Here is a 12,000-nt window from a genome sequence, read left to right as displayed (position 1 = left end):
ATGCAGTATCGCGACTTGCGCGACTTTATCAGCGGCCTGGAACAGCGCGGCGAACTCAAGCGCATCCAGGTTCCGGTGTCCCCAGTGCTCGAAATGACCGAGGTCTGCGACCGCACCTTGCGCGCCAAGGGCCCGGCCCTGCTTTTCGAAAAGCCCACGGGTTTTGACATTCCCGTGCTCGGCAACCTGTTCGGCACCCCCGAGCGCGTAGCGTTGGGCATGGGCGCCGAAGCGGTCAGCGAGTTGCGCGAGATCGGCAAGCTGCTGGCATTCCTCAAGGAGCCCGAGCCGCCGAAGGGTCTGAAAGACGCCTGGTCCAAGCTGCCGATTTTCCGCAAGATCATCTCGATGGCGCCAAAAGTCGTCAAAGACGCGATCTGCCAGGAAGTGGTCATCGAAGGTGACGACGTCGATCTCTCGACGCTGCCGGTGCAGACCTGCTGGCCGGGCGACGTTGCGCCGCTGATCACCTGGGGCCTCACGGTCACCAAAGGTCCGAACAAGGATCGGCAGAATCTCGGCATCTACCGTCAGCAAGTGATTGGCCGCAATAAAGTCATCATGCGCTGGCTGAGCCACCGTGGCGGCGCACTGGATTACCGCGAGTGGTGCGAGAAGCATCCGGGCCAGCCGTTCCCGGTGGCCGTGGCGCTGGGTGCTGACCCGGCGACCATCCTTGGCGCCGTGACCCCGGTGCCCGACAGCCTCTCCGAATACGCCTTCGCAGGTCTCTTGCGCGGTAACCGCACCGAGTTGGTGAAGTGCCGGGGCAACGACCTGCAAGTGCCGGCCACCGCCGAAATCATCCTCGAAGGCGTGATCCATCCGGGCGAAATGGCCGATGAAGGCCCGTACGGCGACCACACCGGTTACTACAACGAAGTCGACAGCTTTCCGGTGTTCACCGTCGAGCGCATCACCCACCGGATCAAACCGATTTACCACAGCACCTACACCGGCCGTCCGCCGGATGAGCCGGCTATTCTCGGCGTGGCGCTGAACGAAGTGTTCGTGCCGATTCTGCAGAAGCAGTTCCCGGAGATCACCGACTTCTACCTGCCGCCCGAAGGCTGCTCGTACCGCATGGCCGTCGTGACCATGAAGAAGTCGTATCCGGGTCATGCCAAGCGGGTAATGCTCGGTGTCTGGTCGTTTTTGCGACAGTTCATGTACACCAAGTTCGTTATCGTCACTGACGACGATATCAACGCACGTGACTGGAACGATGTGATTTGGGCCATCACCACGCGCATGGACCCCAAGCGCGACACGGTGATGATCGAAAACACACCGATCGATTACCTCGACTTCGCCTCGCCGGTGTCCGGCCTGGGCTCGAAGATGGGGCTCGATGCCACGCATAAATGGCCGGGCGAAACCACGCGCGAGTGGGGCCGGGTAATCGTCAAGGATGATGCTGTGACCCAGCGGATCGATGCCATCTGGAATCAGTTAGGAATAGATTGATGCGTGTAACCTTGCAGCCCTCCGGCGCGGTGCTGGATATTTTGCCCGGCGAGCGGATTCTCGATGGCGCACGCCGTCTGGGCTATGAATGCCCGCAAAGCTGTCGCAACGGCAACTGCCACGTGTGTGCCGCGTTGCTGGTGGAAGGGCGCGTCGAGCAGGCGGGCAATGTGCGTGACCATGGCGAGTTCTACACTTGCATAGCAGAGCCGCTGGAAGACTGCATCGTGCTGTGGGATGGCGTGCTCGCGCTGGGAGAATTGCCGGTGCGCAGTCTGTCGTGTCAGGTCACCAGCTGCACCGACGTCGGCGGTGATACCTGGCGGGTGCGACTGCGGGCGCCGGCCGGCAAGCCACCGCGTTATCACGCCGGTCAGTACCTGATGATTCATCGGGACAACGGCGACAAGTCGTCCTTTTCCCTGGCCTCGGCGCCGTCCTCCGGGCGTGATCTGGAAATCCATGTGCTGGCGCGCGAAGCCAGTGCACTGAACCTGATCGAACAGCTGCAACGCGACACGATGGTGCGCATCGACATGCCGTTCGGTGATACGCACCTGGCCGAGTTGCCCGACGGTCCGTTGGTGTTGATCGCTGCGGGCACTGGCATGGGCCAGGTCCATGGCCTGATCGAGCATTGCCGCGCCACGGGCTTCAAACATCCGGTGCACCTGTACTGGGGCGTGCGTCGCCCTGAAGACTTTTATGAAATCGAACATTGGGACGAGTGGCTGAAGCTGCCCAACCTGTTCCTGCATAAAGTCGTCAGCGATCAATGCGGTTGGCAGGGGCGCTGCGGCATGTTGCATGAAGCCGTTTGCGAAGACTTTCCCGATCTCAAGACCTTGCACGTGTACGCCAGTGGTTCACCGGCCATGGTCTACGGCACGCTGGATGCGCTGGTCGAGGCCGGGATGGACGCCCATCAAATGCGCGCCGACGTATTTGCCTACGCCCCACGCTCCTGAACCTCGCTCTCGTGCTGCGATCCTGATGCTGTTCTCCACTGTAGGAGCGAGCCTGCTCGCGATGAACCTGAGAGCACCGCGGGGTATCAGGTTTCCATCGTAATCGTTTACGACCATCGCGAGCAGGGCTCGCTCCTACAGGTTATAACTCTCTATATAGCCTATCGGTATTTATAAAATCATATAAATGCCGGTAGGTTATATTCCAATCAGGCAATTAATTAAGAACTGTGCCATGGCACTTAAATTGCCTTAAAACATATGTGCCTTATTGTTACAGCGGTGCGTTCTATTAAGTAATTCTTCACCCGCGGGGAGCTGAACGCTAATCGCCATGAGCGCCATTGAATCGTCCATTTTGAATCTGGCTTACCCTCCGCGGCTCGATCTGGGGCCGCAGCTCACGCACGAACAATTACTCAGCTCAATGCAATCGACCATGGCGCGCCACAAGGGTGGGCCGGTGTGGTTGTTTGCTTACGGCTCACTGATCTGGCGTCCCGAGTGCACGGCGGTTGAACGGGTTCGCGGGCGGGTGCATGGCTACCATCGCGGTTTATATCTGTGGTCCCACGAACATCGCGGCACGCCGGAAATGCCCGGTCTGGTCTTCGGTCTGGATCGCGGCGGTTCATGCAGCGGGTTTGCCTACCGCTTGCCGGAAGAGCAACTGGACGCTTCGCTGTATGCGCTCTGGAAAAGGGAAATGCCATTCCCGTCCTATCGCCCGCACTGGCTCAACTGCCGACTTGAAGACGGCAGCCAGGTTCAGGCGCTGGGGTTTGTTCTGGAGCGGCATCTGCCCAGCTATGCCGGCAACCTGCCGGACCACGTGCTGAGCCACGTGTTCGAAAACGCTTGCGGGCGCTACGGCACGACTCGCGATTATGTCGAACAGACCGCCCACGCCTTGCGTAGCCATGCCATGCCAGACCGGAATCTGGAGGCGCGGCTCAAGCGCTGCAAATCAAAGGTCGAGCAAACGAGTGCTCCGCTTGTCTGAAGTGAGCGTAGGAAATGTTCACCCCATCGTTTTAATGCGCCTGAATTGTCCGAATTAAGGCGGGACTTTGGGAAATGTCCTGCGCTTTTCCCGGAAGCCATGACCTTCAGCTCCAAGCCTTCGATCTTTACCCTTTGTCCCTGCTGCCAGACATGGCATTTCAGGTGCGAAGGGGAGGGTTTATGCGGTGGTTTGTGTTGATGCTCATGCTGGCGATATCTGGTGAAATCCGGGCCGGGGAGGTTTTCCTGATACCGGAGAACAATCCCAAACCCATTTACCCGCCGGCACTGCAACGGGCCGGGATCATCGGTGATGTGCGGGTCAAATTTACAGTCAGTGCCGATGGTTCGGTGAGCAAGGTGAGCATTCTGCAAAGCGATCATCCTGACCTGGCGGAGGCGACCAGGGTTGCGATAGATCAATGGCGGTTCAAGCCATGGACGGTCGAAGGTGAGAAACCCGCCGAGCAAGAAGTGATTGCGCCGATGGTTTTTGGATACGATTGGTCGCTGCCTATTCACCTCAATAAATGGCTCAAGGAATTGAAATGTCGGGATCTCAACGAGATCACCGTTCGTACCCCGGAACTCGCTTGGGTAGACACTCCCGCGTTCCACTACACGCGTGCTTATCTGTCGAACGCGTTTTCTGTGACAACGCTGACCGATGAACGACGTCTGGCGTTGATAGCCAAGCTGAACAGAAAGGTGCCGATCATCGTCAGGGAGTGTCTGAATAACCCTGTTTCCAGGTACGTGAGGTATTTGCCGCAGGATATTCGGAAGTTGCTCTAGTCATATAAGCGAAAAGGCCAGAACAACCTTGTCAGTTGTTCTGGCCTTTTTTGTCATGCACAGATTCAGCGAACCTGAACCACCACTTTCCCGACGGCCTTACGCTGCCCCAGATCATTGATCGCCTGCGCCGCATTGCTCAGCGGGTACACCTGTGACACCAGTGGCTTCAGCTTGCCTTCGGCAAACCAGGCAAACAGTTGCTGGAAGTTCGCGGCGTTGTCTTGAGGTTGGCGTTGGGCAAACGAGCCCCAGAACACGCCGAGCACCGCTGCACCCTTGAGCAGCGCCAAATTCACTGGCAGCTCCGGGATGCGGCCGCTGGCGAAGCCGACCACCAGCAAGCGACCGTTCCAGGCGATGGCGCGGATGGCCTGGTCGAACAGGTCACCGCCCACCGGGTCGTAGATCACGTCGGCGCCCTGGCCGTCGGTCAGGCGTTTGATTTCGTCCTTGAGGCTGGTTTCGCTGTAGTTGATCAGTTCATCGGCACCTGCGGCCTTGGCCACGGCGAGTTTTTCGGCGCTGCTGGCGGCAGCGATGACGCGGGCGCCCATGGCTTTGCCGATTTCCACTGCTGCCAGGCCGACGCCGCCAGACGCGCCGAGCACCAGCAGGGTTTCGCCCGGTTGCAGGTTGCCGCGTTGCTTGAGCGCATGCATCGAGGTGCCGTAGGTCATGCTGAAGGCGGCGGCGGTGTTGAAGTCCATGGAGGGTGGAATGGGCAACACGTTGTAACCCGGTACGGCGACCTGTTCGGCAAAGCTGCCCCAGCCGGTAAGGGCCATGACACGGTCCCCGACTTTCAGGTGACTGACCTTCTCGCCCACCGCGCTGACAACACCAGACGCTTCGCCACCCGGGGAAAACGGGAAGGGTGGTTTGAACTGATACTTGCCTTCGATGATCAGCGTGTCCGGGAAATTCACCCCGGCGGCGTGCACGTCCAGCAGGATTTCGTTCTTCTTCGCGACAGGACTGGCGACGTCTTCCAGCACCAGCGATTCGGCAGGGCCGAAGGCTTTGCACAGCACGGCTTTCATCAGGGCTATTCCTTTGGGAGTGATGGCCGATAAGTGTAGGTGTGTGAGTCGATGGGTCAACGAGCATGCCCGACCCTGATAGTCAGCCATAAGCTTGTGCTTGAGCGGCGGGTCGTTATGCTAGGCCGCAAACCGGATAAGGAGCGAATTGTGAAAGCGTGGATCATGTTGATGCTGGCCCTGTCCCTGCCTGTGGCAGCGGTGGCCGAAGAGGCCAAGGAAGATGCGGCGCCGAAGGTCAATTACATAACCCTGAGCCCGCCATTCGTGGGCAACTATGGGCTGGACGGCACGCCGAAGCTCAAGGTCTACAAGGCTGATGTGGCGTTGCGGGTGACCGGTGATGAGGCGACCAAAGCAGTGAAAGCCAACGAACCGTTGATTCGCAATCAACTGGTGGCGTTGTTTGCCCAGCAGACCACCGAAACGATGAACAACGTCGAAGCCAAGGAAAAACTGCGTCAGGAAGCGTTAAAGCAAACCCAGCAAGTCATGAACGACGAAACCGGCAAGCCGGTGGTTGAGGATCTGTTGTTCAACAACCTGATCATTCAATAAGACTTACTTTGTCTGATTGAAAATCAAAAGATCGCAGCCTTCGGCAGCTCCTACAAGGTAACGCGTACTCCTGTAGGAGCTGCCGAAGGCTGCGATCTTTTGGCGTTTCAACGCAAAGCTTTAACCGCCGCCCACTGCTCAGCCGTCACCGGCATCACCGACAGCCGCGAGCCCTTCTGCACCAGAGGCATCTCAGCCAACGCCGTCTGCTGCTTGAGATAATCCAGCTTCAATATCCTGGGAAACGTCTCGACGTGCTCGACATCGATCGCGCTCCAGGCATTTTTCTCTGCAGTGGCCTTTGGATCGAAGTAATGGCTCTCGGGCTCCAGCGCCGTCGGATCCGGGTAAGCCGCCTCGACAATCTTGCCGATCCCGGCAATCCCCGGCTCGGGGCAGCTGGAGTGGTAGAAAAAGAACTCGTCTCCTACCGCCATCGCCCGCAGAAAATTACGCGCCTGATAGTTGCGAACCCCGTCCCAGCGCGCTCGGCCGAGCTTCTCCAGGCCTTTGATCGAGAGTTCGTCGGGCTCGGATTTCATCAGCCAATAAGCCATGTTTTTTGCTCCTTGCGAGGTCAGTGGGCAGGTTGTCGGGCAATTTTATGACAAACCGACAGTCGGTTGACGCCAGCATTTGCGCAGCGGTTCACGTTGCCGCAAAATGCCGGCCTTTAGAGCTTGACGCTGCTGCACGGCCTACAAAACGGAAACCGCTGCTGTCATCGTGTTGATGTGCCTTTGGGGGGCAATCGATGAAACGCAAACCGGATTTACTATGGATTTTGGTCATTTTGTTCGGCCTCGGCGTCGTAACCACTGGCTATGCCCAAAGCCTGTGGGCCAACAAGCCCGATGCACCGGTCGAAGTGGCACAGTTGCAACAGCAGTCGACCGCGTTCAAGCGCTGAGCCTTTCTTTCCGACGCCGCTGATTCCAGTGGCGTCTAGCCTGCGTAATACCAGGCCTTGTCCGTCACCGTTCCTTGCAACGGTACATCCCAGCTCGCTTGAGCCAATCGTTCCACCTTCTGACATTCATGGGCCAGCCCCAGCAACGTCGGCTTGCGCCAGTCATTACGGCGCGCCAGATAAGCCAGACTGCGATCATAAAAGCCGCCACCCATGCCCAGGCGCCCGCCAACATCGTCAAACCCTACCAACGGCAGCAGCACAAGATCCAGCGCCCAGACTTTACGTTGCCGGGCGAGGTTGTGCCGGGGTTCGAGAATGCGGAAGCGATTGGGTTTGAGTTTCTCGCCGGGACGAATCCGCTGGAACACCATTTTGGTTCGCGGCCAGGCGCTCAATACCGGCAGATAGGTGGCCTTGCCGCGACGTTGAGCGGCACGCAGCAACAGGCGCGGGTCGATTTCACCGTCGGTCGGCAAATAAAGAGAAATGTGTTTTGCGCGGCGAAACAGCGGTTGCTGGGCCAATTGCTTGTACAACCCGCGAGCAGCCTGGCGCTGTTGGCTGGGTGTCAGTGCGCGGCGGGCCTTGCGCAGCATGCGTCGAAGTTGCGGGCGAGGGAGCAGCGCAGGTTCGGTCATGGATTCGGGCTTCGGCAGGACAGGTACGGAAAGCGTATCTGTAAAAAAGCGGATCTGTAAAAACGCCGATGCCGGTATTTAAACCGGCATCGGACTGGAATCAGGCTCCCCGGATGTACCGCTGTCGACTTAGCCCTTGAACCCGAAAGTTCAAGGTGGAAGATGCAGTAGGCTTTAAGGCTTTCCGTCTAGCGGACATGCACACCAGCCCAACGTGCAACCTCCAGGGTATAGCAAATCGGCTCAGGGACATCGCCAACTGGCAAGCACCCCAGGGAGTGATGCGAGTATAACGCAAGCGGTGGCGCGAATCAGCCTTTGGTGACGTCCGGATCGGTCGCGAGCACCAGATCGACGCGATCCAGCAGGTCGCGTACCTGCTCGCGGGTCGAACCGCTGGCCTGAATATCCGGGCGTTCTTCCTTGTGTAGCAGGTCGTGGGTAATGTTCAGCGCGGCCATCACGGCGATGCGATCGGCGCCGATGACTTTGCCGCTGCTGCGGATTTCGCGCATCTTGCCGTCCAGGTAACGGGCGGCGCTCACCAGGTTGCTGCGTTCTTCCTGGGGGCAGATGATCGAATATTCTTTGTCGAGGATCTGCACGGTGACGCTATTGCTTGAACTCATGAGTCTTGCTCCAGGGCCTTGAGGCGCGAAATCATCGATTCGACCTTACGCCGGGCGATTTCGTTTTTTTCAATGAGGTGAGCGCGTTCCTCGCGCCAGGTCTTTTCCTGAGCTAGTAAGAGTCCGTTTTGGCTCTTAAGTTGCTCGACTCGGCTAATCAGCAATTCGAGTCTGGCCATCAGCGCTTGCAGGTCGGTGTCTTCCATTGTCTTCACTGTCTGATGGGGTTGGACTGTAGGAGCGAGCCTGCTCGTGATGAGCCTGAGAACGCCGCGGGGTGTCAGGTACCCGGCGTTATCGTCGACGACCATCGCGAGCAGGCTCGCTCCTACAGGGCAGTCGTTGTAGGATACAAGGCCTTCATTCTAGACATAGCGCCGTCTGGCGCCTAGCTGCCCATGCCCATTCAGAATTCCCCGTACCAAGCCTTCGCCACCCTGCTGACGTCCAGCGGTCATAACGTCTCGCCTGCCGAACTGCACGGCCTGCTGCTCGGCCGCAGCTGCGCCGGCGCCGGTTTCGACGCCGAGGGTTGGCTGATTGATGCCGCCGAACTGCTCGAAAGCGAGCCGCAGGACAACGTCCGCAACGCCCTGATCGGCCTGCAAGAGATGGTCAAGGGCGAGCTCACTGGCGACGACGTCACCGTCGTGCTGCTGTTGCCAACCGACGATGCCCCGCTGGCCGAACGTGCCGCTGCACTGGGCGAGTGGTGCCAGGGCTTCCTCAGCGGTTTCGGCCTGAACTGCCGCGACAGCAGCGCCCTCAGCGCCGAAGCTACCGAGGTGCTGCAGGATTTGGCGGCCATTTCCCAGGTGCAAGACGCACTGGAAGAGTCCGACGACGGCGAAAGCGACTATATGGAAGTCATGGAATACCTGCGCGTCGCGCCGCTGTTGCTGTTCTCCGAAACCAAGAAGCCGGACGCGCCGGCTGCCGCCAAACCGTCGCTGCACTGATCAATGCCAGGGGAACGCCATCTGCCCATGATTCATATCCCTAAATCGGAATACAGCCGTCGCCGCAAGGCCTTGATGGCGCAGATGGAACCCAACAGCATTGCTATCCTGCCCGCCGCCGCGGTGGCTATCCGCAATCGCGACGTCGAGCACGTTTACCGTCAGGACAGCGACTTCCAGTACCTCAGCGGTTTTCCCGAACCTCAGGCCGTACTGGTCCTGATCCCGGGGCGTTTGCATGGCGAATACATCCTGTTCTGCCGTGAGCGCAACGCTGAGCGAGAGTTGTGGGACGGCCTGCGCGCCGGGCAGGAAGGCGCAATCCGCGACTTCGGCGCCGACGACGCTTTTCCTATCACTGATATAGACGACATCCTGCCGGGCCTGATCGAAGGTCGCGACAGGGTGTATTCGGCCATGGGCAGCAACCCCGAATTCGACCGGCACCTGATGGAATGGATCAATGTGATCCGCTCCAAAGCCAATCTCGGCGCCCAGCCGCCGAACGAATACGTTGCCCTGGATCATCTGCTTCACGACATGCGCCTGTATAAATCGGCGGCAGAAGTGAAGGTGATGCGCGAAGCCGCACGGATTTCCGCCCAGGCGCATGTGCGGGCGATGCAGGCTAGCCGTGTCGGGTTGTATGAGTTCAGCCTGGAAGCCGAGCTCGATTACGAGTTCCGCAAGGGCGGGGCGAAGATGCCCGCCTACGGTTCGATTGTCGCGGCGGGGCGTAACAGCTGCATCCTGCATTATCAGCAGAATGACGCGGCACTCAAGGACGGCGACCTGGTGTTGATCGACGCCGGTTGTGAGATCGACTGCTACGCCAGCGACATCACTCGCACCTGGCCGGTCAACGGCAAGTATTCCACGGAACAGAAGGCGATCTACGAGTTGGTGCTGGCCGCCCAGGAAGCTGCGTTTGCCGAGATTGCCCCGAACAAGCATTGGAATCAGGCGCACGAAGCCACGGTCCGGGTGATTACCTCCGGCCTCGTCGACTTGGGACTGTTGCAGGGCGACGTTGACGAATTGATCGCGAGCGAAGCCTACAAAGCGTTTTACATGCACCGCGCCGGCCACTGGCTGGGCATGGATGTGCATGACGTCGGCGAATACAAGGTCGGCGGTGAATGGCGCGTGCTGGAAGTCGGCATGGCGCTGACGGTGGAGCCGGGGATTTACATCGCTCCGGACAATCAGAGCGTGGCTAAGAAATGGCGCGGCATTGGCGTGCGCATCGAGGACGATGTAGTGGTCACCAAAACCGGCTGTGAAATCCTGACCAAAGGCGTACCGAAAACCGTCGCCGAAATCGAGGCGCTGATGGCGCACGCACGGACACAAGCGGCATGAGTCGAGTCAATCTGGCGATTATCGGTGGCGGCCTGGTCGGCGCCAGCCTGGCGTTGGCCTTGCAGGCCGGGGCCAAGGCCCGTGGCTGGAAGATCGTACTGATCGAGCCGTTCGCTCCCGGCGATACCTATCAACCGAGCTATGACGCGCGTTCCACGGCGCTATCTTTCGGTGCGCGGCAGATTTATCAGCGCCTGGGCGTCTGGCAGGAAATCTCCCGCCGCGCCGAGCCCATCAAACAGATTCACGTCTCTGACCGTGGGCGTTTTTCCACGGCGCGGCTGTCGGCAATGGAAGAAGGCGTTCCGGCACTGGGTTACGTGGTGGAGAACGCCTGGCTCGGCCAATGCCTGTGGCAAGGCCTGGACAAGGACGTGATCAGCTGGCGTTGCCCGGCGGAAGTCACGCGCATGGAACCGCTCACCGACGGCTATCGCCTGACCCTCAACGACGAGACAACGCTGGAATGCGACCTCGCGGTGCTTGCCGATGGCGGCCGTTCAGGCTTGCGCGAGCAACTGGGGATCGGCGTCAAGAAACGCCCGTACAACCAGAGCGCGCTGATCGCTAATATCACCCCGAGCGAAGCCCACAACGGCATGGCGTTCGAGCGCTTTACCGACGACGGCCCGATGGCATTGCTGCCGTTGCCGGATAACCGCTGTGCGCTGGTCTGGACTCGTCTGGGGATGGACGCGCAACGTCTGGCGGACCTTGATGAACGGAGTTTCCTCAGCGAATTGCAGGGCGTGTTCGGTTATCGCCTCGGCACGTTGAAGCAAGTCGGCGCGCGTCACTTGTATCCGCTGTCGTTGGTGGAGGCCGAAGAGCAGGTGCGACCGCATCTGACGATCCTCGGCAACGCGGCGCACAGCCTGCATCCGATTGCCGGTCAGGGGTTCAACCTGTCCCTGCGTGACGCCCAGGCGTTAGCCGACGCGCTGCTCGTCAGTGATCAGCCGTTGGGCGATTTCGCGACACTGCAGGCCTATCGAGAACGCCAGCGTCTGGATCAGAACCTGACCGTGGGCTTCTCCGATCAGGTCACGCGCTTGTTCGGCAGCACCCAGCCACTGGTTTCCATGGGCCGCAATCTTGGGCTGCTCGGCCTCGATCTGCTGCCACCGGCCAAGCGCTGGTTCGCCCGGCAGGCCATGGGTTTGGGTACGCGTCCTGATGTTTAAGTGGCTGACCCAGACGTTCGGCAAGGCGCGGTTGATGCGTTGCTTCATGAATTTCTACCCGCCGTACCTCGGCGCCGGGGTTCGGGTGCGGCACATCAGTGATGATTTCCGTGACGTTCAGGTGTCCATGGGTCTGAGCTGGTACAACCGCAATTACGTAGGCACCCAGTTCGGCGGCAGCCTGTATTCGATGGTTGACCCGTTCTTCATGCTGATGCTGATGGAAAACCTCGGGCGCAATTACATCGTCTGGGACAAGGCTGCCGACATCGATTTCATCGCGCCGGGCAAAGGTCCGGTGTTTGCACGATTCAACATCGACGACACCTTGCTCGACGAAATCCGGCGGCAAACGGCGGGTGGCGAAAAATACCTGCCGCAATTGCAGGTCGACATTCACGACGGCGCTGGCCATCTGGTAGCGCGTGTTGGAAAAACCCTTTACGTGCGGCTCAAGCCGCAAGCGAGACAGGCTTAAA

General features: G+C 59.5%; 15 protein-coding genes and 1 other RNA gene. 10 read left to right on the top strand and 6 right to left on the bottom strand.

From position 1 onward, the window contains the following. The 4 genes from ubiD (at position 1) to KGB21_RS09095 (ending at position 4,235) form a co-directional block, all read left to right on the top strand. Positions 1–1,467 carry a 4-hydroxy-3-polyprenylbenzoate decarboxylase gene (gene ubiD, locus KGB21_RS09110; protein WP_020797260.1) on the top strand — a complete coding sequence of 489 codons (1,467 nt, stop codon included), beginning with the start codon at positions 1–3 and terminating at the stop codon, positions 1,465–1,467. Then, a complete protein-coding gene (locus tag KGB21_RS09105) occupies positions 1,467–2,435 on the top strand; it encodes a CDP-6-deoxy-delta-3,4-glucoseen reductase (protein ID WP_223504849.1) in 969 nt (322 codons plus the stop codon). The genes ubiD and KGB21_RS09105 overlap by 1 nt, the downstream gene beginning before the upstream one ends. A 334-nt stretch (positions 2,436–2,769) precedes the next feature. Further along, positions 2,770–3,438, top strand: coding sequence for a gamma-glutamylcyclotransferase (locus KGB21_RS09100; protein WP_223504847.1), 669 nt, complete (start codon positions 2,770–2,772; stop codon positions 3,436–3,438). A 182-nt stretch (positions 3,439–3,620) separates the two neighbouring features. Further along, entirely contained in the window at positions 3,621–4,235 is a 615-nt protein-coding gene (locus tag KGB21_RS09095) for an energy transducer TonB (RefSeq protein WP_223504951.1), read from the top strand. Positions 4,236–4,300: 65 nt separating this feature from the next. On the opposite strand, the gene KGB21_RS09090 is transcribed toward KGB21_RS09095, so the two are convergent. After that, positions 4,301–5,278: an NADPH:quinone oxidoreductase family protein gene (locus KGB21_RS09090; RefSeq protein WP_223504845.1), complete on the bottom strand. Its 978-nt coding sequence runs from the start codon at positions 5,276–5,278 to the stop codon at positions 4,301–4,303. A gap of 150 nt (positions 5,279–5,428) precedes the next feature. Here KGB21_RS09090 and KGB21_RS09085 point away from each other — a divergent pair, with 150 nt between their 5' ends. Further along, on the top strand, positions 5,429–5,836 hold the full coding sequence (locus KGB21_RS09085; protein ID WP_034147648.1) for a flagellar basal body-associated protein FliL: 408 nt from the start codon (positions 5,429–5,431) through the stop codon (positions 5,834–5,836). A 107-nt stretch (positions 5,837–5,943) separates the two neighbouring features. On the opposite strand, the gene KGB21_RS09080 is transcribed toward KGB21_RS09085, so the two are convergent. Next, positions 5,944–6,393, bottom strand: a complete 450-nt coding sequence (locus KGB21_RS09080; protein WP_034147647.1) for an EVE domain-containing protein — start codon at positions 6,391–6,393, stop codon at positions 5,944–5,946. 197 nt (positions 6,394–6,590) lie between these two features. On the opposite strand from KGB21_RS09080, the gene KGB21_RS09075 reads away from it, so the two are divergent. Continuing rightward, positions 6,591–6,746 carry a hypothetical protein gene (locus KGB21_RS09075; RefSeq protein ID WP_223504843.1) on the top strand — a complete coding sequence of 52 codons (156 nt, stop codon included), beginning with the start codon at positions 6,591–6,593 and terminating at the stop codon, positions 6,744–6,746. Positions 6,747–6,781: 35 nt separating this feature from the next. Here KGB21_RS09075 and KGB21_RS09070 read toward each other — a convergent pair whose 3' ends face one another. From KGB21_RS09070 to KGB21_RS09055, 4 genes are all read right to left on the bottom strand, one after another. After that, positions 6,782–7,387: a 5-formyltetrahydrofolate cyclo-ligase gene (locus KGB21_RS09070; protein ID WP_032831317.1), complete on the bottom strand. Its 606-nt coding sequence runs from the start codon at positions 7,385–7,387 to the stop codon at positions 6,782–6,784. Between the two features lie 102 nt (positions 7,388–7,489). After that, a non-coding RNA gene (gene ssrS / locus KGB21_RS09065) (6S RNA) lies at positions 7,490–7,668 on the bottom strand. 30 nt (positions 7,669–7,698) lie between these two features. Then, entirely contained in the window at positions 7,699–8,016 is a 318-nt protein-coding gene (locus KGB21_RS09060) for a cell division protein ZapA (protein ID WP_008055229.1), read from the bottom strand. Next, positions 8,013–8,222: a TIGR02449 family protein gene (locus tag KGB21_RS09055; RefSeq protein ID WP_007942437.1), complete on the bottom strand. Its 210-nt coding sequence runs from the start codon at positions 8,220–8,222 to the stop codon at positions 8,013–8,015. The genes KGB21_RS09060 and KGB21_RS09055 overlap by 4 nt, the downstream gene beginning before the upstream one ends. A gap of 192 nt (positions 8,223–8,414) precedes the next feature. Here KGB21_RS09055 and KGB21_RS09050 point away from each other — a divergent pair, with 192 nt between their 5' ends. The 4 genes from KGB21_RS09050 to KGB21_RS09035 are packed head-to-tail and all read left to right on the top strand — an operon-like array spanning position 8,415 to position 11,999. Beyond that, complete coding sequence (locus KGB21_RS09050; protein ID WP_034147646.1) at positions 8,415–8,975, top strand: YecA family protein; 561 nt, start codon at positions 8,415–8,417, stop codon at positions 8,973–8,975. 27 nt (positions 8,976–9,002) lie between these two features. Then, entirely contained in the window at positions 9,003–10,337 is a 1,335-nt protein-coding gene (gene pepP / locus KGB21_RS09045; RefSeq protein ID WP_223504841.1) for a Xaa-Pro aminopeptidase, read from the top strand. Further along, positions 10,334–11,521: a 2-octaprenyl-6-methoxyphenyl hydroxylase gene (gene ubiH / locus KGB21_RS09040; RefSeq protein WP_223504839.1), complete on the top strand. Its 1,188-nt coding sequence runs from the start codon at positions 10,334–10,336 to the stop codon at positions 11,519–11,521. Before pepP ends, ubiH begins: the two co-directional genes overlap by 4 nt. Further along, positions 11,514–11,999, top strand: coding sequence for a DUF4442 domain-containing protein (locus KGB21_RS09035; RefSeq protein WP_034147643.1), 486 nt, complete (start codon positions 11,514–11,516; stop codon positions 11,997–11,999). The genes ubiH and KGB21_RS09035 overlap by 8 nt, the downstream gene beginning before the upstream one ends. Position 12,000 lies beyond the last annotated feature (1 nt).

Source organism: Pseudomonas sp. GL-RE-29, from assembly GCF_019947275.1.
Taxonomy (GTDB): Bacteria; Pseudomonadota; Gammaproteobacteria; order Pseudomonadales; family Pseudomonadaceae; genus Aquipseudomonas; species Aquipseudomonas fluorescens_A.
The sequence above is the reverse complement of the archived record's forward strand: the minus strand, read 5'-3'. Positions and strand labels throughout refer to the sequence as shown.

What these genes read in the sequence shown, in the direction of transcription:
- KGB21_RS09090 (WP_223504845.1), bottom strand. Translation starts at nt 5,278, where the DNA reads ATGAAAGCCGTGCTGTGCAAAGCCTTCGGCCCTGCCGAATCGCTGGTG.
- KGB21_RS09055 (WP_007942437.1), bottom strand. Translation starts at nt 8,222, where the DNA reads ATGGAAGACACCGACCTGCAAGCGCTGATGGCCAGACTCGAATTGCTG.
- KGB21_RS09095 (WP_223504951.1), top strand. Translation starts at nt 3,621, where the DNA reads ATGCGGTGGTTTGTGTTGATGCTCATGCTGGCGATATCTGGTGAAATC.
- KGB21_RS09070 (WP_032831317.1), bottom strand. Translation starts at nt 7,387, where the DNA reads ATGACCGAACCTGCGCTGCTCCCTCGCCCGCAACTTCGACGCATGCTG.
- KGB21_RS09100 (WP_223504847.1), top strand. Translation starts at nt 2,770, where the DNA reads ATGAGCGCCATTGAATCGTCCATTTTGAATCTGGCTTACCCTCCGCGG.
- KGB21_RS09060 (WP_008055229.1), bottom strand. Translation starts at nt 8,016, where the DNA reads ATGAGTTCAAGCAATAGCGTCACCGTGCAGATCCTCGACAAAGAATAT.
- KGB21_RS09075 (WP_223504843.1), top strand. Translation starts at nt 6,591, where the DNA reads ATGAAACGCAAACCGGATTTACTATGGATTTTGGTCATTTTGTTCGGC.
- KGB21_RS09035 (WP_034147643.1), top strand. Translation starts at nt 11,514, where the DNA reads ATGTTTAAGTGGCTGACCCAGACGTTCGGCAAGGCGCGGTTGATGCGT.
- ubiD (WP_020797260.1), top strand. Translation starts at nt 1, where the DNA reads ATGCAGTATCGCGACTTGCGCGACTTTATCAGCGGCCTGGAACAGCGC.
- KGB21_RS09105 (WP_223504849.1), top strand. Translation starts at nt 1,467, where the DNA reads ATGCGTGTAACCTTGCAGCCCTCCGGCGCGGTGCTGGATATTTTGCCC.
- KGB21_RS09080 (WP_034147647.1), bottom strand. Translation starts at nt 6,393, where the DNA reads ATGGCTTATTGGCTGATGAAATCCGAGCCCGACGAACTCTCGATCAAA.
- KGB21_RS09050 (WP_034147646.1), top strand. Translation starts at nt 8,415, where the DNA reads ATGCCCATTCAGAATTCCCCGTACCAAGCCTTCGCCACCCTGCTGACG.
- pepP (WP_223504841.1), top strand. Translation starts at nt 9,003, where the DNA reads ATGATTCATATCCCTAAATCGGAATACAGCCGTCGCCGCAAGGCCTTG.
- ubiH (WP_223504839.1), top strand. Translation starts at nt 10,334, where the DNA reads ATGAGTCGAGTCAATCTGGCGATTATCGGTGGCGGCCTGGTCGGCGCC.